Source organism: Streptomyces sp. NPDC030222 (assembly GCF_055573115.1).
In genome coordinates this window covers 240543-263532 of sequence record NZ_JBVICA010000003.1, presented here as the reverse complement: position 1 = coordinate 263532, position 22990 = coordinate 240543, and the positions used below count along the sequence as shown (strand labels likewise).

The 22990-nt window shown below is 69.5% G+C and carries 18 protein-coding genes and 1 pseudogene; 8 read left to right on the top strand and 11 right to left on the bottom strand.

What is annotated here, in order from left to right:
* Positions 1-56: 56 nt before the first annotated feature.
* The 3 genes from ACZ4Z5_RS06020 to ACZ4Z5_RS06010 all read right to left on the bottom strand — a co-directional run bounded on the left by ACZ4Z5_RS06020 (position 57) and on the right by ACZ4Z5_RS06010 (position 4002).
* Positions 57-2135 carry an iron ABC transporter permease gene (locus ACZ4Z5_RS06020; protein WP_468257235.1) on the bottom strand — a complete coding sequence of 693 codons (2079 nt, stop codon included), beginning with the start codon at positions 2133-2135 and terminating at the stop codon, positions 57-59.
* On the bottom strand, positions 2135-3130 hold the full coding sequence (locus tag ACZ4Z5_RS06015) for an ABC transporter substrate-binding protein (RefSeq protein ID WP_468257232.1): 996 nt from the start codon (positions 3128-3130) through the stop codon (positions 2135-2137). The genes ACZ4Z5_RS06020 and ACZ4Z5_RS06015 overlap by 1 nt, the downstream gene beginning before the upstream one ends.
* A 68-nt stretch (positions 3131-3198) precedes the next feature.
* A complete protein-coding gene (locus ACZ4Z5_RS06010; RefSeq protein WP_468257229.1) occupies positions 3199-4002 on the bottom strand; it encodes an ABC transporter ATP-binding protein in 804 nt (267 codons plus the stop codon).
* Between the two features lie 309 nt (positions 4003-4311).
* Between ACZ4Z5_RS06010 and ACZ4Z5_RS06005 the strand changes: the two genes are divergently transcribed.
* Positions 4312-5040, top strand: a complete 729-nt coding sequence (locus ACZ4Z5_RS06005; protein ID WP_468257226.1) for a DUF2470 domain-containing protein — start codon at positions 4312-4314, stop codon at positions 5038-5040.
* Positions 5041-5256: 216 nt separating this feature from the next.
* The gene (locus tag ACZ4Z5_RS06000) at positions 5257-5862 is read left to right on the top strand and encodes a hypothetical protein (protein WP_468257223.1); all 606 of its coding nucleotides are present in this window, start codon (positions 5257-5259) and stop codon (positions 5860-5862) included.
* A gap of 166 nt (positions 5863-6028) precedes the next feature.
* Here the strand turns inward: ACZ4Z5_RS06000 and ACZ4Z5_RS05995 are convergent, their stop codons facing one another.
* On the bottom strand, positions 6029-6364 hold the full coding sequence (locus ACZ4Z5_RS05995; protein WP_468257221.1) for a hypothetical protein: 336 nt from the start codon (positions 6362-6364) through the stop codon (positions 6029-6031).
* 685 nt (positions 6365-7049) lie between these two features.
* Between ACZ4Z5_RS05995 and ACZ4Z5_RS05990 the strand changes: the two genes are divergently transcribed.
* On the top strand, positions 7050-8270 hold the full coding sequence (locus tag ACZ4Z5_RS05990; protein ID WP_468257218.1) for a metallophosphoesterase: 1221 nt from the start codon (positions 7050-7052) through the stop codon (positions 8268-8270).
* A 265-nt stretch (positions 8271-8535) separates the two neighbouring features.
* Here ACZ4Z5_RS05990 and tgmB read toward each other — a convergent pair whose 3' ends face one another.
* From tgmB to ACZ4Z5_RS05965, 5 genes are all read right to left on the bottom strand, one after another.
* Entirely contained in the window at positions 8536-9633 is a 1098-nt protein-coding gene (tgmB, locus tag ACZ4Z5_RS05985; protein WP_468257215.1) for an ATP-grasp ribosomal peptide maturase, read from the bottom strand.
* Positions 9633-9878: a putative ATP-grasp-modified RiPP gene (gene tgmA / locus ACZ4Z5_RS05980; RefSeq protein WP_468257212.1), complete on the bottom strand. Its 246-nt coding sequence runs from the start codon at positions 9876-9878 to the stop codon at positions 9633-9635. Before tgmA ends, tgmB begins: the two co-directional genes overlap by 1 nt.
* Positions 9879-9948: 70 nt before the next feature.
* Positions 9949-10167 (bottom strand): hypothetical protein, encoded by a 219-nt coding sequence (locus ACZ4Z5_RS05975; RefSeq protein WP_468257209.1) that lies wholly within the window; start codon positions 10165-10167, stop codon positions 9949-9951.
* Between the two features lie 189 nt (positions 10168-10356).
* Positions 10357-13272, bottom strand: a complete 2916-nt coding sequence (locus tag ACZ4Z5_RS05970; RefSeq protein ID WP_468257207.1) for an AfsR/SARP family transcriptional regulator — start codon at positions 13270-13272, stop codon at positions 10357-10359.
* 387 nt (positions 13273-13659) lie between these two features.
* Positions 13660-15348, bottom strand: a complete 1689-nt coding sequence (locus tag ACZ4Z5_RS05965; RefSeq protein WP_468257204.1) for a carbamoyltransferase N-terminal domain-containing protein — start codon at positions 15346-15348, stop codon at positions 13660-13662.
* Positions 15349-15609: 261 nt separating this feature from the next.
* Between ACZ4Z5_RS05965 and ACZ4Z5_RS05960 the strand changes: the two genes are divergently transcribed.
* Positions 15610-16617 carry a class I SAM-dependent methyltransferase gene (locus ACZ4Z5_RS05960; protein WP_468257201.1) on the top strand — a complete coding sequence of 336 codons (1008 nt, stop codon included), beginning with the start codon at positions 15610-15612 and terminating at the stop codon, positions 16615-16617.
* Between the two features lie 60 nt (positions 16618-16677).
* Here the strand turns inward: ACZ4Z5_RS05960 and ACZ4Z5_RS05955 are convergent, their stop codons facing one another.
* Positions 16678-17994, bottom strand: a complete 1317-nt coding sequence (locus ACZ4Z5_RS05955) for a flavin monoamine oxidase family protein (RefSeq protein WP_468257199.1) — start codon at positions 17992-17994, stop codon at positions 16678-16680.
* Positions 17995-18062: 68 nt separating this feature from the next.
* Entirely contained in the window at positions 18063-19496 is a 1434-nt protein-coding gene (locus ACZ4Z5_RS05950) for a pyridoxal-dependent decarboxylase (RefSeq protein WP_468257196.1), read from the bottom strand.
* Positions 19497-19809: 313 nt separating this feature from the next.
* On the opposite strand from ACZ4Z5_RS05950, the gene ACZ4Z5_RS05945 reads away from it, so the two are divergent.
* From ACZ4Z5_RS05945 to ACZ4Z5_RS05930, 4 genes and pseudogenes are all read left to right on the top strand, one after another.
* The gene (locus ACZ4Z5_RS05945; protein WP_468257193.1) at positions 19810-20607 is read left to right on the top strand and encodes a phenylalanine 4-monooxygenase; all 798 of its coding nucleotides are present in this window, start codon (positions 19810-19812) and stop codon (positions 20605-20607) included.
* A gap of 139 nt (positions 20608-20746) precedes the next feature.
* Positions 20747-21007 (top strand): annotated as a pseudogene (locus ACZ4Z5_RS05940) (methyltransferase family protein); the annotation flags it as partial.
* Positions 21008-21094: 87 nt separating this feature from the next.
* Complete coding sequence (locus ACZ4Z5_RS05935; protein ID WP_468257697.1) at positions 21095-21850, top strand: methyltransferase; 756 nt, start codon at positions 21095-21097, stop codon at positions 21848-21850.
* Between the two features lie 498 nt (positions 21851-22348).
* On the top strand, positions 22349-22891 hold the full coding sequence (locus ACZ4Z5_RS05930) for an EF-hand domain-containing protein (RefSeq protein ID WP_468257190.1): 543 nt from the start codon (positions 22349-22351) through the stop codon (positions 22889-22891).
* The last annotated feature ends 99 nt before the right edge of the window (positions 22892-22990 follow it).

Genomic DNA, 22990 nt, shown 5'->3' with positions numbered 1-22990 from the left:
CGGACCCGACGGACGCCAACCCGACGGGGGCGAACCCGTCGGGCGCGCCCGACGGGTCACACCTCCCGGGTCCGGCGCAGCAGCCACACCAGGTACGGCGCCCCGACCAGGGCGGTGACGATCCCCACCGGGATCTCGGTCGGGGCGAGCAGCCAGCGGCCCAGCGCGTCCGAGGAGACCACCAGCACGGCTCCGAGCACCGCGGCCATCGGCATCATGCGCGCGGTGCCGTTTCCGACGATGCGCCGGGCCAGGTGCGGGGCGACCAGACCGACGAAGCCGACCGCGCCCACGGCCGCCGCCGTGCCGGCCGCCAGCACGGCGCCGGCGCCGAGCACGAGCAGCCGGGCGCGGCCCAGTTCGAGCCCCAGTGCGCGCGGCAGCTCCTCCCCGAGGGCGAGCAGGTTCACCGGCCGCGCGGCGACCACGAGCAGCACCGCGACCAAGGCGGGCAGGGCGAGCCAGCCCAGAGCCTCGAAGTCCCGACCGTACGTGCTGCCGGTGAGCCAGCCGAGCGCGGCCGAGATGTTCATCTGCGCGCCCACCACCATGATGTTGACCAGCGCCATCGAGGTGGCGGCCGCACCGATGCCGACCAGGACCACCCGGGTCGGATCGAGGCCGGTCCGGCCCCCGGTCCGGGAGCCCCTGGCCACGAGCACCACGAGCACCAGCATCAGCACGCCGCCGATGCCAGCCGCGGCCGGCAGGGCCGCCAGCGGCGCCGAGGGGACGAGCACGATGACGGTGATCGCGCCGAGCGAGGCGCCGCCGGTCACGCCGACGAGTCCCGGTTCGGCCAGCGGGTTGCGTACGACCGCCTGCACCGCGGCACCCGCGACCGCCAGGCAGGCCCCGGCCAGGGCCGCCACCAGGATGCGGGGCAGCCGGAAGGACACCACCGCCTCGGTGATCTGCTCCGCGGAGCCGAACACCGCCGCGCCGAGCTGGCTCCAGCTGATCTGGACGTCGCCCACGCGCAGCGAGACGGCCATCGCGACGGCCAGGGCGAGCAGCCCGGCGCCGATCGCCACGGCGTACGTGGGCGCCCGGCGCTGGTCGCAGACCACGACCGCGGCACCGGTGTCCGCGTCACCCGTACTCACCCGGCGGGCCAGCGCCATGAAGACCGGGCCGCCGATCAACGCCGTGACCACGCCCACCGGGATCTCGGCCGGCTGCGTGGCGGACGGTGTGACGATCAACTGGGCGGCCGCGTCGGCACCGAGCACGAGCGCGCAGGACAGCAGCGCCGCCATGGGAATGAGCAGCGCGTGCTTGCGCAGGCCCAACTGCCGGACGATGACCGGGCCGATGAGTCCGACGAAGCCGATCGGTCCGGCGAGGGAGACGGCCGCGGCGGACAGCAGGACGGCGACGAGGAAGGCTGTGGGTCGGACGCGCTCGACCCGTACGCCCATCGCCTGGGCCGTCTCGTCGCCGAGTGCCAGCAGGTCCAGCGGACGGGCCAGGAAGGGGGCGATCAGCGCACCGGCGACGACGACCGCGCCCAGCGTGAGGGGCCGCTCCAGACCGGACTGCATCAGGGTGCCGTTCCCCCAGAAGAACAGCCCGCGGGTGGCCTGCACGTCGAGCATCTGCAGGAACTCGGCCGCCGAGGTGGCGGCCAGGGCGACGGTCGCCCCGGCGAGCAGCACCCGTCCGGGCGTCAGGACGCCGCCGCTCGTGAGCAGGTAGACCAGGCCGACCGCGAGGAGCCCGCCGAGGAACGCGGCGCCGCCGGCGGGGACCGGACCCAGGCTCACACCGGTGAAGGCGACGAGCACCACGGCGAAGTACGCGCCCGCGTTCACCCCCAGCGTGTCGGGGGCCGCCAGGGGATTGCGCGTGGCGCCCTGGACGAGCACCCCGGAGACGCCGAGGGCGATGCCGACGACGAGCCCGGTCAGGGTACGCGGCAGCCGACTGCCGAGCAGGACGTCCTCGGTGCGCGCGTCGCCGTGGCCGAGAGCCAGGTCCGCGATGTCGCCGATCCCCACCCCGGACGCGCCGAGACCGAGGTGGACCACGCCGACCAGACACAGGACGAGGGACAGGGCGCCGCCCACGAGCACAGCCCGTGGGCGGCGGCCGAGCAGACGGCCCGGAGCGGCCGCCACTGCTTCCGAGGCCATCAGACCTTCAGGGCCTTGCCGGTCTCGTCCAGGATGTGCATCGCCGACAGCGGACCGCCGAACAGCCAGGTACCCGGGTCGAGGGGCAGCGCCCTGTCGTTCTTGACGAACTCCAGGCCCTTCCATACCGCGTTGCCCGCGAGGTCGCCCGTGAACGGGTTGTCCTTCTCCGCGGCGACATACAGGAACGTCGCGTCCTTGTCGACCTGGGTGAGGCCTTCCACGCCGACCGTGGTCATCCCCCAGGTGTCGGCCTGGCCCTTCCAGCCGTTCTTCAGCCCGGCGAGGTTCAGCAGCTGGGGGGCGATGGCGTCGTCGGTGAGCATCCGGATCGAGGCCGCGCCGTTGGCGGTGAAGCCCTGGCCGAGCGCGTACGTCAGGCCTCCCTTGCCCGCCTTGTCCAGCCGGCCCTTGAGGTCGTCGGCCTTGTCGTCGATCTGCTTGTTCACCTCGACGGCCTTGTCCTCCTTGCCGACCGCCTTCGCCAGCGCGGTGAAGTTCTTCTTCATCGTGTCCAGCTGGGGCTTGGTGGTGTACGTGAAGGACACGACGGGGGCGATGTCCTGGAGCTGCTTGAGGTTGGCCTTGGACCGGTCGTTGTCGATGACGATGAGGTCAGGCTGCAGCGCCTTGATCTTCTCCAGGCTCGGCTCGTTCCGGTTGCCGACGTCGGTGACCTTGTCCGACAGGGCCGCACCCTTGGCTGTGATCCAGGTGCCGTAGCCCTTGTTGTCGGCGTTCCCCACCGGAGTGACGCCGAGGGCGACGAGCTCCTCGGCGTACGTCCACTCCAGCGTGACCACCTTCACCGCGGGCTTGTCCAGGGTGACCTTGCCCAGCGCGGTGTCGACGGTGACCTGGCCGCCGGCCGCCTTGTCCCCTCCGGACTTCTTCTCCCCGGTCTCACCGACGGTTCCGGAGCCACAGCCGACGGCGGTCAGCATCAGTGCCACAGCGGTGCCGCCGGTCGCCAGGGCGCGCAGCATTCTCTGCATGGTGAGTCTCTCCTCGTGTACGGATGGTGCGGTGCGGACGAGCGCTCTCGACACGGTGGTCCGTCCGGTCAGGGCACGGGGGTGGCCCCGGATCTCTGGGGGAAACAGGCGAGGTATCCGGTCGCCGGATCACGGACGACGTTGACCCGCAGGCCGAACGCGCGGTCGATGACCTCGGGGTTGAGGACGTCGTCCGGGGTGCCGGAAGCGGTGATCCCGCCGTCGGCGACGACGACCACCTCGTCGGCGTAGGCCGCGGCCTGCATCAGGTCGTGCAGCACCACACCGCAGGCGATGTCGTGCTCGCGGGCCAGTCGGCGCACGACGTCGAGCACGTCGAACTGGTGGCGCATGTCGAGGTAGGTGGTGGGCTCGTCCAGCAGGAGGACGCCCGCCCGCTGCGCCAGCACCATGGCCAGCCAGGCGCGCTGGCGCTCGCCGCCCGACAGTTCGTCGAGCCGGCGCTCGACCAGGGGGGCCGCGTCCGTGACGTCGAGGGCCCAGTCGATCGCTTCCGTGTCCTCGGCCGTGTGCCGGGCGAGGGCGCCGCGATGGGCGTACCGGCCGTGTCGTACAAGCTCACGGACCGTCACCCCGGCGGGCGCCTGGGAAGTCTGGGGGAGGAAGGCCAGCCGCTGGGACAGGGTTCGGCGGCCGAGTGAGGCGAGCGGCGTGCCGTCGATGCGCACGTCACCGCCGATGGGTGGCAGGAGACCGGCCACCGTCCGTAACAGGGTTGACTTCCCACAGCCGTTGGGGCCCACCAGGACGGTGATCTCCCCTGCCCGGAGTAACAGGTCCACCTGCTTCAACACCGGGCGGCCCGCGTGCCCGACGTCCAGATTCTCCGCCACCAGGCGGACGTCGCCCATGGAACCACTTTCCTTCCCCGCCTTCGGAACTGACGGCGCCACCATACAAGTTAGGCAAGGCACACCTTAGGCATGCGGCACCGAACGTCCAGCGCGTGACCATGTCGAGACCTCACGCACCACCGCGCGCCCCTGCCACACACACGCAACCCCCTTGTGAACAGCGGCTGTTACGTCTAGGCCGCCACGCTTCCGGGAGGGAGGGAGCCCGACGGTGCCGCGTCGACTTCACGCCAAAGCCTGCCGCCGGGCTGGCACGGGAGCTCGTAGCCCAGATAACTTAGGCAAGCCTAACCTAATGGAGATGTGATGAGTGCGATCGATGTCCTTGCCGCCGAGCCGACGAACGCGGAACGGATCCTGTCCGTGCTGACCCGAGCGGACTCGCTGACCCTCACCACGGACACGAACCGCTACGGCCTCGTCGGACTGCACACCGTCGACGGGAGCGGCCGGGTGACGCTCCGGCTTCCGGCGGACAGCCCGCTCGCGGCGCAGGCCGCCTGTGCGCCCCGCGGCATCCTGGCCGGCCTGCTGGAGTTCACCGACATCGCCCCCACCGCCGTCCGTGACCGGGTCAGAGCCCGGGTGACCCTCTCCGGATGGCTGACCCCCGAGAGATCCGAACAGCAGGCGGGCGAGCTGGAACTCCGGCTCGACATCGCCCGCGCCGGCTTCGGGACGACGGAGGGCACTTTCACCGTCGGCCTCGACGAACTCGTCCTCGCCAAGGCCGATCCCCTGGCCGCCGCCGAGGCCGCCATGCTCACCCACCTGGCCGGCTGCCACGATGACGTGGTGACGCTGCTGACCCGGCTGGCCGACCCGGACCTGCTGCACGGGGTCGTACGGATACAGCCCCTCGCCCTGGACCGGTACGGCATCACGCTGCGCTGCGAGTACGCCCGCGACCGGCGCGACATCCGGCTCGCCTTCCCGGCGCCCGTACGCGAGCCCGCCCAGGCAGGTGAACAGATCCGGCAACTCGTCGCGGCCGCCCGCGCATGCCCGAACCGGCGACGGGGAGCCTTCCGGTGATGACGGCACCGCACCCCACGAAGTCACTGTCCGCCGAACAGCAGGCGCATGACCGCATGGCAGCGATCACCCCCGCGGCACCGCTCGCAGCCGCCCTCCGCACACCACCGGAGCCGGGACGCCCCTCCCGGCCGGCCGCGGCGCCGACGTCGTCCGACGGCCGTCCGCCGACACAAGGCGAGGGGCCGACGTTGACGCACGCAAGGGCCGCCTGACATGACCGCACCACACTCCGGCGCCCACGCCCGGCAACAAGCGGAGATCCAGCAGCGCGCCGACATCCTGCGAGGTGTGGCCCTAGGCATGACACTCGCCAATGCCGCGCGGGCGGCGGGCTCGTCCATCAGCGCCGTGAATGCCTGGAAGGCGCAGGACCAGCTCTTCGGCGCCGCACTCGACGCGGTGAGTACCATGGCCGACGCCCAGGCCGCCCCGCCGCGGTCCCCCATGACCGATGAGCAGACCGAAGCCTTCCTCGCGGCACTGCGAAACGGCGAGACCGTCGAACAGGCCACCGCGCGAGTCGGCTTATCGCCATCGATCGTCTACCGGCACAGACGGCGCAATCACCGATTCGCCGAATTGATGCAGCAGGCACAAACGTCAGGCATGGAAGCGCGAGCCGAACGACGGCAGCGCAAGCGAGCACCCTTCCGAGCGATGCGCTACAGGCTGGTCCGAATGGCCCCGGACGGGCAACCCGCCCGCCGCACCGGTGAACCCGCTGCAGGGGAAGCCGCAACGAGGGCAGAGGGACGTCCCTCGGCACGCGACACGCCCACCCGCAACCCCGTCACCGAGCAGCGATTAAGGCAAACCTGACTTCAATCTTCGGCACTGGCCCTGTGCCGCGCCGCACGTGAAGGACCACCAAGGTCCCCGGACCCAGGCTTCGACGCCGAGCCGGAACCGATCGAGCACGTGACCAACGAGCGGCCGGACCGCACGGTCGGGATCGTTCGGTTGTCGCCTTCGTCTGCGAGCGCCATCAGCGGGCCGGTCGCCCGGCCGATGTGGTCGCGGTCCGCCGGTGCCTGCTGCGTGCCCGTCCCTCGCTCGCCGCGTACCAGCACCTGCGTACGGCGGCGAGCGCGGCCGGATCGTGGGAGAGCAGCGAACGCACAGACGCCCTGCAGGTGTTGAAGGCCATCGCCCAGCCCGTGCAGGACCGCTGGTACGGCGGATCCGTGGTGGTCGACGTGCTCCTCGACGACAACGACCTCCAGGCAGCCTGGCAGGCGGCCACCGACGGCTGCGCCGGCAGACCGGTGACGGTACGTACGAACGCCTCGCGGAGCTGCTGCTCGGCGCCCGCACCTGCCATTGACCGTCCTCGACAGGCACGGGCTCTGAACGCCTGCCTGCCTGGGCGCCGAGGGCCCGCCGGGGTCACGGGCGCGGCCCGCCAAGGCCTGGAGGAGGACCGAAGCCCACCAGCCTTCTTCATCGAGAACGGCGTCCGGCCGGAGGCCCGCACGAACGGGACACGCTCTCTGACCTGTGCTGACCATTTGCTGACCTGTCCAGGGCCAACACGGCTCTGACCTGCTGAAACGTCCAGATGTCAGATATAGGACTTGAATAGAGTCGCAGCAATTTGGACTCCTGGAAGATGGCTCCCTGCCTGGGCTTTCGCGCGAGCCAGGTTGGTCGTGAAATCGCCGGCCATGCACCTACTCGGACACTCTTCGCGGAATACACAGGACTGATGCTGACGAAAGGCTGACTTAACTGACGGAACGCCAGAGACTGGAAAGACGTAGGCAGGTCACTCCCAGGAGCACCTGAAGAGGCAATGCGTGAAAGCAACTCTCAGCTTGCATGAACAGCGCACCCACGGACAGCGCCCTGATGGCGGCTGATGCCGAGGAAGGTGTCTGCAGTGGAGTCCTGCCATCCCGCAGAGAACCCTTCGTCCCAAGGGGCCGCGCTCATGAATGCCGGTCCGGCCGGCCCGAGGGCGACCGGATACAGTGCGCGAGTCGGCAGCCTGGTCAGGGAGGGGAAGCGTGACCGCCACCAGCAACACCCGGCCCGCCGGGGGTGAGGCGCAAGCGCCGCGGCAGAGCCGGCTGCGCCGTCTGATGCGCTACGTCCCCCTGATCGCCCCCGTTCTGCTGTGGACCGCGCCCTGTTGGGTGCTCCTGCACAGCGGCCAGCACTGGCCACTGCCCGTCACGCTGGTCGGCACCGCCCTGTTCGCCCTCGGCCTCGTCGGTATGCCGCTCGCGATGGTGCGCGGCCACGGCCGGCGCCGGCAGGACCGGGCGGCGATCGTCGGTGACACCCTGCTGGGCACCAGTTGGGTTCTGTTCACCTGGTCCGTTCTGTTCGGCGTCCTCTTGCGGCTCGCCCTGACCGCGGCCGGCGTCGGCGAGAGTCAGGACCGGGCCCGAATCGTCACTTGGGCCGTACTCGGTGTAACCGCCGTACTGCTCGGCTGGGGGTACGCCGAGGCCCGTCGCGTGCCACGCGTGCGCCGACTCGACGTGCGACTGCCGCGGCTGGGTGCAGGGTTGGACGGCTTCCGCGTCGTCCTCATCACCGACACCCACTACGGCCCGCTTGATCGCGCTCGCTGGTCGGCACGGGTATGCGAGACGGTGAACGCTCTGGAAGCCGACCTGGTCTGCCACACCGGCGACATCGCGGACGGCACGGCCGAACACCGCCGCGCCCAGGCCGCCCCGCTCGGTACCGTGCGGGCCACCCGGGCCCGTGTCTACGTCACCGGCAACCACGAGTACTACAGCGAGGCCCAGGGCTGGGTCGACCTGATGGACGAGCTGGGCTGGGAGCCGCTCCGCAACCGCCACCTGCTGCTCGAACGCAGAGGCGACACCCTCGTGGTCGCCGGCGTGGATGACGTCACCGCCGAGTCCTCCGGCCTGGCAGGCCACCGCGCCCACCTCGCCGGAGCCTTGAACGGCGTCGACCCCGGCCTACCCGTCCTGCTCCTGGCACACCAGCCCAAGTTTGTCGACCGGGCGGCAGCCGCCGGCATCGACCTCCAACTCTCCGGCCACACCCACGGCGGCCAGATCTGGCCCTTCCACCACCTGGTCCGCATCGACCAGCCCGCCCTCGCCGGCCTCAGCCACCACGGCACCCGCACCCTCCTCTACACCAGCCGCGGCACCGGCTTCTGGGGCCCGCCTTTCCGCGTCTTCGCCCCCAGCGAGATCACCCTGCTCGTGCTCCGCTCCCCGCACCTGCCCACCTCGATGTAGCACCCGACGGGCCAACACTTCCGCTTGCAGCAGTCCACGAGCCGAGAGACGCGGCATCGTATGACCAAGCCCGTCTCGCTGAGGACAAGATCCGGACCATTCCCAGGACGGCAGCTCCGACGAGCCACACTTGATCACGTTCTATACAGGTCAACGACGTGTGGCACCTATTCCACAAGCAGACGGTGATCACCGCTTGCGTCCCGCAGGGGACGGCCCCCAGGAGAACCTCCGGGACGGGCACCCACTGCATAGATGTCAAGGCCTACAACGGCTCCGGAACGTCGCCGTACTCCTGCACGGTGACCGGTGGCCGATCACCGCTCGACCCATACGGCGGGAGCAGCCCTGGCTGCCTGGGGCGCGCCTCCGCACCGTTGTCGGCACGGGCCGGCTCATGCTCCAAGGCCCTTCGCAGTTCGTCGGCGATGGCATGGCCGATCGAGTCGGTCACCGGGTCGGGTTGCCACGCCCACTGTCCGTTGGGGTTGCACTCGAGGAAGTACCAGTCGCCGGCTGGCGTGACGGCGAAGTCGAAGGCGCCGAAGACCAGCCGGAAGGCGTTGAGGTACGCGGACACCGAGCGCGCGATCCGGGCGGGGACGGCGATCGGCGTGCACTCCATGAGGGACTGCCGTTGCCGCCAGTCCAGGTCCGGACTGTCGATGCGGACCGCGAACACCCGGCTGCCGACAGCTGTGAGTCGTACGTCGAACGCCTTCTCCACCTTGGCCTGGAACAGATGCGGGCAGACGGCCACGGCGGGCGTGATCTCGTGCGGGCGTACTTCGCGAACCCATACCTGTTGTGCCCTGCCGTCGATCACACAGGGCGTGTTCCACAACGGCTTGTAGACCACGGCAGCGGAGTGCCGGGCGGCGAACTCTCGGGCATGTTCATGGTCGTTGGTGATCAGCGTGGACGGGACGGACAGGCCGCTGCGCTGTGCGGTGGCCAGCTGGGCCGGCTTGTACTCGGCCGCCCGGTTGCTCCACGGGTGGTTGACGTAGTGGGCTCCGGGAAGCGACGCCAGGATGCCGCCGACGCCCCACAGGGACTGCGAGGCAGCGAACCGGCGCTCTTGGCCGCCCAGTTCGGGCGGCCCCTCGTAGGGGGAGGGACGGCGTGTCCAGACGGAGCGCACCTCGGTGAGGTCGAGCTCGCGGGTCGGCGTGCGCAAGGTGCCGCGTTGATCACCGGTACGGTACGTGGCGGTGAGCGCGGCACCTGTGTGCAGGTCTGTGCCGGGGTCGAGACGGACCACCGGGACCTGGTGTTCCGCGAGGATGCGCAGGACCACGTCAGCGGTCACGTCGTGGAGGCTGGTCAGTACCAGCACCGGCCCGATCGGGCGTGTCGTCATCAGTCGTGGTCGGAGTCCGACGAATCGTCCGAGTCATAGCTGTCGGCGCTGCTGGTACTCGTGGAGCTCGACGTGCCGCTGCCCGTTTGGTGGTGGAGCTCGACCGCCTGGCCGTGCTCGTCGATCACGACGGCGATCTGGGTCTCCGGGTCGATCACCGCGGTGAGCAGGGGAACCGGCCGCGTCTCGGCATACGGTGCCATGCGGGTGATGCCCCAGGGTGTGCCGGCGTCTCGCGTTGTCATCGTTCGTCTCCTTCGCTTCCGACTGTTCGGGGGCTCGCTTACTCCGTAGGGGAGGTCTCCGGGTTCGTGCTCACTCTCCGCGCATGAAGTCGATCTCAACCGACGCAAGGAACGGCTGTACGCTGACGCACTCCCAGCCGATCGGTTCCACAGCCGCGATGATCTTGTCGATCTCCTTGCGGATCGCCTTCATGGACACCCTGGCGCGGCTGTCGATGTCGAACCCGGCGACGAAATGCGCGTCGCCTCTGCCATAGGCGGTTCTGGCGTCCGAAACGAGCTTCTGCATACGCCAGGCATGTAACAGCCCCATGTGGGTCCTCTTCGTTGTGGATGCAGGCGCGGCTCACACAGTGAGCGATGGGTCCATGCTGGCAAGGGGCGTTGAAATGCGGATGAAATCCCGGTTCATCGGCCGGATGCGGCGGCAGCGGTGCGGCAGGGAGATGAGGAACAGCCGTCTGTGACGGACGCGGGCTTACGCGAGTCCACCGGATGCGGTGCGGGAGCGGGCGACGGCCCGTTCGAACCGGTCGCGCGCCTGGACGAGGTCCTCCGTCGCGGCCTGGTGCCAGCCCAACCGGTTACGGATCTCGGCCTTCAGCCCGGTGCCGGGCCGTCCGCCGACCGCCGCGCGTGCCTCGGCGTGGAAGCGGGCCGCTCCGGCCGGGTTGCCCAGGCACTCCTCTGCGGCGGCGAGTCTGCCGAGGACCGCAGCGAAGAGGGGGATGTCCCCCACGCGCTCGGCGAGTTCGGCTGCCCTGGTCAGCGCGTCGGCGGCCTGCACGTGGTGCCCGCGGTCCAGCTGGAGCGTACCCATACGGAAGAGTGTCTTGCTCAGGATCCGGGGCCTGCCGATCCTCTCGGCGAGGCCGACCGCCGCCGCGTAGCACTCCTGCGCCTTGTCCTTCTCTCCCACCTGATGGTGGACGGCGCCCACATTGGCCAGGTACATCACGGCGAGCCAGTCGTCCTCCACCGCCCGGGACAGGTCAGCGGACTCGGCCAGGAGCGCAGCGGACTCGGCCGGCTGCCCTGCCGCGTTCGCGAAAATGCCGAGGGAACCCAGAGCCCGTGCCTGTTCGAGGACATCTCCGGTGCGGCGGCTGATCCGAAGCGCTTCGCCCAGCCAGCGGCGCGCCTGCCCGTAGTGCCCCTGCAGCCCGTACGCGATGCCCATGCAGGTGCGCAGTTGGGAGACCATGCGCTGGTCGGTGAGCTGCTCCGTGAGCGGCAGCACGATCTCGACGGCGGCCCGGCACTCGTGGTACCGGCCCTGCCGGGTGAAGTAGTCGCACAATCCCTCGACGAGCCGGCCGGCGTCGTCCACGTGGCCCACGGCCGCCGCCTGGGCGACCACGTCGACCAGTTCGCCGCCCGCCGCATCCAGCCATGCCGTCGCCTCCTCCCCGTGGGCGAAGGGCGCCGTGTCGGCCCTCGGGCCGGTGGGGAACGCGACGGTGCCCCAGTCGCTCGCACGGCGGGCGGCGGCCACGTAGAGCCGGAAGACCCCGGCCCGCGCCGCGGCGACTTCTGCGGGGTGCGCGGCGGCGACGCGCCGGGCGTAGACCGCGACCAGGTCGTGCAGGCGGTAGCGTCCCGTGACGGCCTCCTGGACGAGACTCGCCTCGACCAGGCTCTCCAGGACGCGCTCGGCGGCGGACGGGGTGAGGCCGAGCAGGGCGGCCAGGGTCAGCCGATCGAAACTCACGGTGGGCGAGAGGCCCAGTACGCGAAACGCCCGACCCTGTGCGTCGGGAAGCTGATCGTAGGAGACCTGGAAGGCCGCCTCCACACTGCGGTCCTCGACCGCGAGTTCGGCGAGACGGTGCTCGTCGTCGGCCAGCCGGACCACCATGCGCTGCAGCGCCCACAGCGGGCGGCTCTGCATCCGAGCCCCGACGACCCGCAGAGCCAGCGGCAGCCGGTCGCACAGGCGGGCCAGTTCGCGCACCGCGGCACGCTCCGGATCGGACCCCGTGCCGCCGACGACACCGGTCAGCAAGGCCTCCGCCTCGTCCGTCTCCAGCGGCGCCAGCGAAATCCTGCGATCGACGTCGAGCCCGGTCAGCCGCCGGCGGCTGGTCACCAGCACGAGGCTGCCCGGACCGGCGGGCAGCAGTGGCCGCACCTGTTGTGCGGCGCGTGCGTCATCGACCACCACGATGAGCCGGAGGAAGGCGGTGGCCGCTCTCCACGACGCCGCCAGGCCCTCGACGTCCCCCGAAGGATCGTCGTCGCCTTCCGTGAGGTCGCCGACCGCCCGCAGCAATCGGCGCAGCACACGCTCCGGCACAGCTGGTTCCCGTCCCTGCCGGTGACCGTTGAGGTCGACGAACAAGCAGCCGTCCGGGAAACGGTCGCGTACCGCCCGCGCGGCGCGCACCACGAGCGCGGTCTTGCCGACTCCGGCCATGCCGTCCACCGCACGGACTGTCACCGCCTGCTCGTCCGTCGGCGCGAGCAGCGCGTCCAGCTCGTGGTTGCGTCCGGTAAAACCGCTGACGTCGACCGGTAGTTCGTCCCGCAGGCGCCGAAGGGGGCGCGCGGCCGGCGGCCGCCGGTCTGTCGATCGGCCCGCTGGCGGGGGTGCGCCGACGAGGAGAACTTCATCAGCGCGCAGCACTGCCTCGTGCACCCGCCGCAGTTCACCGCCCGGCTCCGCTCCCTGTTCCTCCACCAGACGGCGGCGCACCTTGGCGAAGACGGACAGCGCATCGGCTTGCCGGTTGGCGGCATAGAGGGCGCGCATCAACAGGGCGGCCACAGACTCGTTGTGGGGGTGCGTCGCGGACAGAGCGAAGAGCTCCGCGACGACCTCGGCGTGCCGGCCCAGCCGCAGCTGGCACTCCACCTTGTCCCGCACCAGCACGAGCCTGTACTCCGACAGCCGTAGACGCTCCGCCTCGGCGAACGGCCCGGGGAGCGCCGACAGGGGTTCACCGTGGAACAGATTCAAAGCGGCGGACCACGCACTCACCGCGGCGGCCAGATCACCGGAATCCCGCGCGCTGTGGGCCTCTTCGACGATCTCCCTCAGTCGGGCCACGTCCGTCCGGACGCTTCGCGCATCCAAGCGGTAGCCACCCCGGTCGGTCACGATCACGGACCCGGAGGTACTTCCTGCTTCCGGGGCCAGACGCCGGCGCAGCTGGTGCACATAGACCGGGATGACCTTGGCACCGGTGCCCGGCGGCTCCGGGCCCCATACACCGTCGAGCAGTTGCTGCCGACTGACGGTGGTGCCCGGCCGCAGCAGCAGCGCCGTCAGCAAGGCCTGTTGGCGTACCGGACCGAGGTCCAGCCGTACGTCGCCGCGCCAGGCCCGGAGCGGACCGAGTACGGCGAACCGGAGCGGGCTGCCGTGCGTCGACAAGTCCCCGTTGGGTGGCACGCTGGGGAGTATAGGGCCGCGTTCCCCCGCTCACAGGGGCCGGACTTCATGCGGCAGCCGGGCGACAGGGGCACGGGACTCCCGTGAGGGTGCACCGATGCCGTCGATCAAGCCGTGCCACGCACCAAGCCTTCCGAGCAGGGCGCCGGGCCCCGCGGCAGGTCACTGCCGCGGCGCAGATCGGCAAGCCGGACACCGTCCGGCCCGGTGCTGACCACTTGCCGACCGTTCTGACCCACCTTCAGGCATGGGAGACTTCCGCGACCGCGGGCGCACTGCCGGCCCTGGCGGGGCGACATCGCCGCGTTCCCCATCTGGCATGAACCGTCCCTTCCCACCGTGCCCGGTGTTCCGGCATCTGACGCGGTCGAGCTGTGTCGCGCGCAGTCACCGTCGGAAGTACAGGCGCCCGTCCGACCACAGCAGGTCTGCGCCGCCCCAGCGCGCCGCCGCGCGCACATCGGGGAAGAAGCCGCACCCCTTGTCGTTCGCGCTGGTGTTGCACAGTACCGGTACGCCGCTGAGCTGCTCGTACTCCGTGAGCACCGCCGCCAGCAGCGGGTTGTCGCGCTCGGTCACGGTCTGCAGCCGGGCCGTGCCGTCGAGGTGGACGACGGCCGGGATCTTCTCGTGCCACCCGGGGCGCACCTCATGGTCGAAGAGCATGTACGGGTCCGGACGGCCGGGGGAGAAGATCTCCGGTGCCCGGTGTTCCAGGCAGATCGGGGCAACCGGACGGTAGTCGGCGCGACCCTTGATGTCGTTGAGCCGGTCCTTCGTCTTCGGGTCGGTGGCCGGGGCGAGGATGCTGCGGCCGCCAAGCGCGCGGGGCCCCAACTCGGCCCGGCCGTCGAGGACCACGACCGGCTCCGCAGCCTCGTGGAGCACCTTGGCGAGCCCGGCAGCGTCGCACGGCTCCCATGCCCACCCCGGCATTTCGGTCACCGGCAGCAGCTGAGGGCCGCGGAACACGTCCCAGTCCAGGGCGGTTCTGCCCTCCTGACACACCATCTCCGCGACCGCCGTGCCGATCGCGGCGCCGGAGTCGTTGGGAAACGGTGGAATCCATACCTCACGGAAGAGGCCGCTGGACCGGATCAGACTGTTCCACTTGATGTTGAGGGCGCATCCGCCCGACATGCACAGATTCGGGCTGTGCAGGTCCGGAGCGAGCCCCGCCACGCGCTCGCGCAGCGCGGTCAGCAGCCTGGTGCCGAGATAGCCCTGGAAGCTCGCGATGAAGTCGGCGTCCGAGCCGCCCGGCAGCACCTCGGCACGGTGCTCGCGGCACCACTCGGCCAGCTCGATCCCAGTGTCGAACGTGAGCGGAATACGATCCAGTCGGGACTCGAAGAACCGGTACAGCGCCGGCTCGTCCCGTCCCAGGGCCGCGTACGCCATCGCCTTGCCCGCCACGTCGAGGTTCCGGGGGACGGCGGCGGTGCAGACCTCCTGCGCGCTTTGTTGCGACGCCGCCCGGGAGCGGAACGGGTCCCACTGGGCGCAGTAGTCGGCGAAGGCATTGCCGTAGAGGGGGAAGAGGGGCCCCAGGCTCTGCACCCGGAACGGGGCGGTGTCCACCCTGTACAGCCGGGGAACGGTGCCGCCGTCCCAGACCAGCCCCAGTGCCGACTCGCCGCGGGCGGCGAACGAACTGGTGCAGTATGCGCCGAGCAGATGCTGCGTCACGTGGTGGTAACTGGCGTAGCGGATGACGCGGTCTCCCAGCGGCAGGCCGTCGAACTCGTAGCGGCGCAGCGCCGCCCCAGTGGTGCCCTCCGGCTCGCAGTACGGCGCGACCTCGAGTGCGACTGGCCGCCCGCGGTCCGTCACCTCCCGCAGCATCGGCGCCGGCTCGCCCGGCGCCGCCATCCACCCGTCGATCACGACGGCATCGAGGTCGGACAGCCCCACCCCCTGCCCGGCCAGGAGGTGCTCGACGACTTCCAGCCGATCCAGCGGCTGGAAGCGCGGGTTGCCGTCCAGTTTCTCCATCTCGATGCTGCACAGCAGCGTGCCGTCCTCGATGACGGCGAGCCCACCGTCATGCGTCAGCTTCAGCCCGCAGATCAGCATTGTTTACAGCCTTTCTTCTCCGAGGGATTTCGTTTTGTCCGACGTATTGTTCGAGTCGAATCACAATCGGGTGGGTACCCACATCGCGGGATCGACCCAACCGACCGAAGGCGGCGAATGCGACCATCAGGCTCTTCTGATTTTTTGTGGTGGCCCAAAATGTCGGCCTGGACTGCCCAGTAGTACCCGGAAACACCGGTACTTTCAGCTCTCGACACCCTCGACACTCTCGAAATCGAAAGCAGGGAAATGACAGCCGATATGACGAGCGACGTCGCACAACTCTACGAGGCCTTTCCCTTCCCGTCCCCGGCGGAGGACGCTCCGCTCATGGACCTCGTCGCCGACCAACTCCCTTTCGTCCTGCGGGAGACCGAGCTGGAGGGCTGGGAGGTACTCGACGCCGGGTGCGGAACCGGCTCCATCCTGGTGGCGCTCGCCCGGCGTTACCCCCGAGCCCGGTTCACGGGGCTGGATGCCTGCAGCCGCTCCCTCGAGATCGCGCGGCGGTGCGCCGAGTGGTACGAGGTGACGAACGTGGAGTTCGTTCACGGCCGCATGCCCGAACTGGATCTGCGGCGCCGGTTCGACCTGGTGGTCTGCTGCGGGGTCTTGCACCATCTCCCCTCGCCACGGGCCGGGTTGCGGTGGCTCTCCGAGCACCTCGCGGACGACGGACTGATGCATCTGTGGCTGTACGACGCGGTCGGCGAACACGGCCGGATGCTGGACCGGGAGCTCGTGCAACTGCTCACGCCGCCCGGCGGCCCCGAGGGCGGGCTCGCCACCATTCGCGGCCTCGGACTCCAACTGTCACTCGCGGACTACGGCTTCCCCGTCGGCTGGACCGGTACCCCGCTCACCCCGGCCGAACAGGACGTCGCTGACGCCGACGCCTACCTCAACCCCGTGGTCCTGCCGATGCGCTTCGCCGACATGCCCGACTTGTTCGCAGGCCTGCCCGTGTCCTGGCTGGCCGCGGACCGGGTCTTCCACCCGGGAGGCATCCACCTCGTCGATCTCGCGGGCAAGGCAGCCGAGACACACGGTGGCGCAGCGTTCGTACGCCCCGAAGACCTCTTCGACCGACCGGACCTGCGGGACCGGGTCCGCGAGTTGGGGAACCTCGACCGGCTGCGGGCGATCGAGTTGCGGCTGCGGCCTACCGGCTTCGAGGTCCTCGCCGGCCGCGGCAGTGGGCTCGAGCGCTGCGTACCCCGTATCGCGGGCAATCTGTTGCCGTTCAAACCGGACTCTGTGATCCAGTGACCGGGTAGGGAACCTGCGGGCTGATGAACCGATCCGGACGTCAGCCCGCCGTCCCCGAAATCAGCAGTGGTTGATCGGTGTTCTCAGGAGGGCGCCGGCCTGGGCGGCGGCACGGATGCCGGTTTCGACGGCTCCGTCCATCCACAGGGCGTTGAAATTGGTGGAGGTGTCGCCTCCGGCGAAGGCGATGCGTCCTTCGGGAGCGCTGATGGCGTGCCCGTGTGTAGTGAGCCAGCCGGGGCGGTAGGCGATCCAGGTGCCGCGCGCGTAAGGGTCTTGGTTCCAGTCGTGGCTGTGCACCGCCTTGACACGGGCCGCTGGTGCGTAGGCGGCCAGGGCTTTCTGCGCTCCGGACAGGGTGTACAGCTCGGGGGAGGCCACGGGGTCGCCGAAGCCGGTGAGCAGGCTGCCCTGGGCGGTGACCCTTTCGGTGCGGATCCACTGGAATCCGCCCGGGGTACCGGCGGCGAAGAAACACGGCTCGGGCAAGCCCTCGGCCAGCAGCCAGACCTTGGCGAAGTGTCCGGCGTGCCCACGGGAGGTGACAGCCTGCTTCGCGGGGTGCAGGGCCGGGTGGAATTCGATGCCGCGCCAGCAGTTCAGCGGAGTGGCGACGATCGCGGTGTGGGCGAGAAACCGCTCTTCAGTGTCGGTGATGACCTCCACATGCTCGCCGGTCTGGGCGACACGGCGGACGGGTGAGGACAGGTGAACCTCGGCGCCGGCATCGGCGATGAGGGCGTCCAGGAGGGCCGTTGTCCCGTCGCGGAAGCTGTCGAGGACATCGAGAGCCAGCGTCTGCTGCGCGAACGGGGTGTAACGGGTGGCGATCTCACCGAGAAGGTACAGGGCGGAGATCTCGTCGGCGGGGGCACCGTAGTGCACCGACGCCTGCTGGCTGAGGGTGGCGAGCGCCGTGGCGGACAGGCCGAGTGCGGTCAGGTAATGGCGCACCGACACGTCGAGGGGACGGGTGCGGTCGGGGTCGTGGAGGTGGGGGCGAATGGCCTGGGCGGTATCGGTGATGCGCCGGACGGCATCATCGATTTCGGCACCGTAGCCGGGGGGCAGGGCCTGCGGGTCGGTGGGGGGAATGCCGTCGATGATCAGGCTGCTGACGGTCGTACTGGGGCTTTGGACGATGGGCAGTTGATAGCGCGCGGCCTCGGCGTAGATGTGGCGGAAGGTGTCACGGCGGCCCAGCCACATGCCGCCGAGGTCGACAGGTGTGCCGGTGCCGGGGAAGGTGCTGGTCCAGGTCCGTCCCCCGAGGCGGTCGCGGGCTTCCAGCAGCACTACGGAATGCCCTGCTGTCCCCAGTTCGCGGGCGGCGGTGGCGCCGGAGATACCGCCGCCGATGATGATCACGTCGTGCATGTGTACTCCTGAAGGGTCGGCTGAGGATCGACGTGCGGTGCGAAGCGGCCTGGGTGCCTCGCCGGGCTTCAAAGTGCGGTCTGGGCGCGCACCGCTGCGGTGATCCGGTCCCAGGCCAGTCGCACGTGCCGCTGCTCGGTGCCCGGTGCGCCGATGGCCATGCGCAGCAGTACCCGGCCGCCGGCCTTGGTGTGGGTGAGGTACAGCTCGCCGGAGTCGTTCAGCCGTTGCATCATCCGCAACGTGGCCGCGTCCGCCTTGGTGTCGGGCAGCTGAGGCCACAGCGGGCGGAAGCAGACCAGGCCCAGCGGGTGGTGCGGGTGCAGGTGGAACGCCGCATCGGCCTCGATCCATCCGGCCAGCTGCCGCGCCAGGCCGATACCGTTACGGATGTGCGCCCGCAGCCCCTGCGCCCCGTACCAGCGGATCACCGACCATAGCTTGAGCGCTCGAAAGCGGCGGCCGAGCGGGATCTGCCAGTCGCGGTAGTCGATGACCTCGCCCGAGGCGGTGGCCTGGTTGCGCAGGTACTCGGGGAGGACCGAGAGCGCTCCCACCAGCGGTGCGCGGTCGGCCACCCACAACACGGTGCAGTCGAAGTTGGTGAGCATCCACTTGTGCGGGTTGGTGACGTAGGAGTCGGCGTACTGAGCCAATCCGTCGTTGAGCCACCGCAGTTCCGGGCACACCGCGGCCACGCCCGCATAGGCTGCGTCCACGTGCAGCCAGACGCTGTCGCGGCGGCACACGCCGCCGATCTCGGCCACCGGGTCGATCGCGGTGGTGGAGGTGGTCCCGACGGTTGCGCACACCAGCAGCGGAACGGCACCGGCCGCGCGGTCCTGGGCGATCATCGCCTCCAGGCAGGTCGGGTCCATCGCCAGGGTCTGCTGATCGACGTCCACCACCCGCACGGCAGCCGCGCCGATTCCACAGACCCGTGCGGCTTTTTCCAGCGAGGAGTGGGTCTGTGAGCTGGTGTAGATCGTGTACCGCGCATCGATGCCGTGGCGCCCCGGCTTCCCCCCGCCCGCTCGGTGCAGCGCGGCAACGACCGCCACCAGCGAGGCGCTGGACGCCGAGTCCTGGATGACACCGTTGCCCCGGAACGTATCGGGCAGTCCCAACAGCTGCACCAGCCAGTCGAGCACGCGGGTCTCCAGCTCGGTACAGGCCGGACCGGTCTCCCACAGCATGCCCTGGACGCCCAGCCCGGACGAGAGGAGATCACCCAGAATCGCCGGGCCGCTGGCGTTGGCCGGGAAGTACGCGAAGAACGAAGGATGCTGCCAGTGCGTGACGCCCGGCATCAGCACCCGGTCCAGGTCCGCCATGACCCCCTCGAACCCCTCGCCCGTCTCCGGTGGGCTCTGCGGCAGCGTGTCCAGCACCTCGCCCGGTGCGACCTGGGACCGCACCGGGTATGACTCGATCTTCTCCTGGTAGGCGGCGATCCAGTCGATCACCTGCCGGCCGTGACGACGGAACTCGTCCGGCGTCATATGCCCACACACGACACTGGCTCCCAACACCCTGCTCCAAATGACTTGGCGCGCATTTCCGTCCCGCCTCCCGCCAGAGGCCGGACCGTCTTTCATGGCATAGCGCCCGACGGTCTCCGTGGCTGCGGTGCTCCAGTCAAGCAGGGCCACACAAGAAAGGTAGAACCTACGGGTGCGGAGTTCACTCCATTAGGTCACTCGGGTGAGGCAGCAGGTCGCCCCGATATGAAATCCTTCAAACGAGCACCCAGGGTGGGAAATATCTTCGTACGCAAGGCCCTGAAATCAGTGGAACAGGGGTTGGTCACCAGCCATGAGTCGCGTGAATGAGCACCACGTGGGGGCGGAGGGGCGGCTTGACGAGCTCTGCGCCCTGCGCAGGAAGGAAGTCTCGGAGGCGATCCGCAGGGCGGGCGGGCTCAACTCGAACCCGGTGGCCTACAGCGCGGAGGAAGACCTGCTGTGGGGAACCATGGTGTCGAAGCTCGACGCCATGCACCCCTGCGTCGCCAGTTCGCACTACCTCCAGGCCAAGGAGCGGCTGCCGCTGCCCCTCACCCACACGCCCAGGATCGACGACCTCGGGCAGCGCCTCAACAACCTCACGGGGTTCCGACTGCTCCCGGTCGACGGGCTGTCCCCGGTCGGGGACTTCTACGGGCGCTTCGCCGACGACATCTTCTCGACAACCGTGTTCCTGCGTTGCCCCAGCCGGCCCCACTACAGCCCGGAGCCCGACATGCTGCACGAGCTCGTCGGGCATGTCGTCATGCTCTCCGACCCGCTGTTCGCCGATCTTTACCGGGATTTCGGCGAAGCCGCGAACAACGCCACCTCCGAGCAGGACCTCCAGGCGATCAGCCAGGTCTTCTGGTTCACGATGGAGACGGGACTCGTGCAGGAGGACGACCGGGCCAAGGCGTATGGGGCGGCTCTCCTTTCATCGAGCGGGGAACTCGCCAAGCTCGACACGTGCCCGGTCGAGAAATTCTCCATCCAGGCTATGATCGAATCGGATTACGACATCTCCACTTACCAGGGCAAACTGTTCATCGCACAATCCGTCGATGAAATGGCCAGCGAAGTCCGCTCCTTCTTGAGGCGTGCTTGAAATCGAGATCCATTCGGGCAAAGCTAAGGAACCAGCGGAGGCAAGCATCATGGCGGCCATGACACAGGTCCGCCGAGATCCACCGGCCAGAACCTCCCCGTCAAGGCGTATTCATATCTCCGCTTTTTAAACCTATTGCATGCCGGAAGGCGGTGGCGAACCGATGACCACGACGAATGTCGGAAGTCGGTCACACGACAGTGGAAGACAGGTTCACGACCCAGCTGCGGTGCGGCTGGTCGAGATCACCCTGGGGTTCTGGATCGGGCAGGCCGTGGGTGCGTTCGCACGACTGGGCATCGCGGACGCGTTCGCCGGTCAGCACCGGACCGCGGACGATCTTGCGGCCCGAACCGAGTGCGATCCTCCGGGAATGCGCCGGTTGCTGAGATCGCTGACCGGTGTCGGGGTCGTTCGCGAGGTCTCGCCCGGCCTGTTCGACCTCGGCGAGCTGGGGCAGCACCTCCGCACCGACCACCCCCGGTCCATGCGAGATCTTGCGGTGCTGCAGAGCGAGCCGTGGATGTGGCGGGTCTTCGAGCAACTCCAGCATGCGGTCTCCACCGGTGCCACTCCCGTCAAGAACGTCCTCGGGACTGACTGCTACTGGACCTGGCTGCACCATCAGCCCGAGGCGCGACGTGTGTTCGATGCCGGGATGGTGTCGGTGGCCAAGGCTCTCCAGATCCCCACCGCACTCTCCTACGACTACCGAGACGTACACCGAATCGTCGACGTCGGTGGCGGCCTGGGACAGGTGCTGACAGCGATCCTCACCGCCAACCCCCACATCAGCGGCACACTGTTCGACCAGCCTGCCACCGTCGCCGACGCCCAACAGGTACTGGCGGACGCGGGTCTGGCGGGCCGAAGTTCCGTGGCCGGGGGCGACATGTTCCAGGCCGTGCCCGGGGGCAGCGACACCTACCTGCTGTCGTTCGTGCTGATGGATTGGGACGACGAGCACGCGGTACGGCTGTTGCGCAACGTGGCGGCCGTACTCCCCGCGCACGGGCGGATCCTGGTCCTCGACTGCCTGGTGGACCACGGCACCGACACCGGCCCGTCAGGGCACCCCTTCCACATGGGCCGCACGGTCGACCTGTTCCAGATGTGCATGGGCAGCGCCCGGGTCCGGAGCCGCGCGGAGTTCGAAGACCTCTACGCCCGCGCAGGGCTGCGGCTCCACTCGCTCGACCTGCCACAGGCCCCGGTCAGCCTGATGCAGGTGACCCCCGGCTGACAGAACCATGCGCGGGTCGGTATCGGCTTCATGGCGTGCTGGAGCGCCGCCGGCGGCGAACCCTCCCTCGCACCGTGCGCGTCTCCCGGCACACCGCCTTGGGTCGGCTGCCGGTCGTCTCGCCGGGGATGACGTCTTCGGCGGGACGGCGCGTCCCTTCTGAAGGCTGTCGGCAGGGCGCGATCGTGATCGAAGAGGTCTTCGGTCAGCAGTGCGTCCGCCCGCCATCCTGTGATGACGGCACCCTGCGTCACCACGAAAGTCGGACAGAGACGTTCGGCTGTCCGAGCGCTCTCGCTTCCGCCGACCACTGGCTCGATTCTCCCGTCGGTGTTCCGCCAGGCAGGCGAGAGACACGCGCTGGCGACCTGGTGGCACGGATGCGTCTCGGGCTGCTCCGTGGTTACATGAACCTCGTCGAGCACACACAGTGTTCATGCACGCACGGACCGTAATGCACGGCACTCCCCCCACGTAGCCCATGGAAAGGTAACCCTCATGGTCGCCACCGTGATCCGGAACAAGTCGCACCGCGTCTTCGACGAGATCGACGAGAACGGCAACGGCGTCATCAGCGCGGACGACTTCGAGCGCATCGCCGAGCGCCTCATCCAGTCGTTCGACGCCCAGGCGTCGCCGGCCGCCGACAAGGTCCGCACCACCTACACCAAGTGCTGGCAGAAGCTCGCGGCGCTGGCCGACAGCGACGGCGACGGACAGGTCACGAAGCAGGAATTCGAGGTGGCCTTCGCCTCCGCTCAGCAGAACAAGTTCATGCAGGTCATCGACGAGGCCATCGGTGCCGAGTTCGCCCTCGCGGACACCGACGGCGACGGCGTCATCGACCGTCAGGAGCTCAGCAGCATGCTGAGGGCCTACGGCGTGCCGGAGGCCGAGTTGAAGCAGGCCATCGCGGGGGTGGACCAGGACGGCGACGGACAGGTGTCCCGCGACGAGTACCGCACTGCGATGCGCGAGTTCTACCTCGGCGACGACGCCGCCGCGCCGACCAGCCAGATCTTCGGTCGCATCCGAGGGTGACCTGGCGGTGGGGGGGGGGGGGGGGGGGGGGGGGGGAGGAGAGGGGGGGGGGGGGGGGGGGGGGGGGAAGGAAGAGGAGAGAAAGCAAAAAAAAAAACG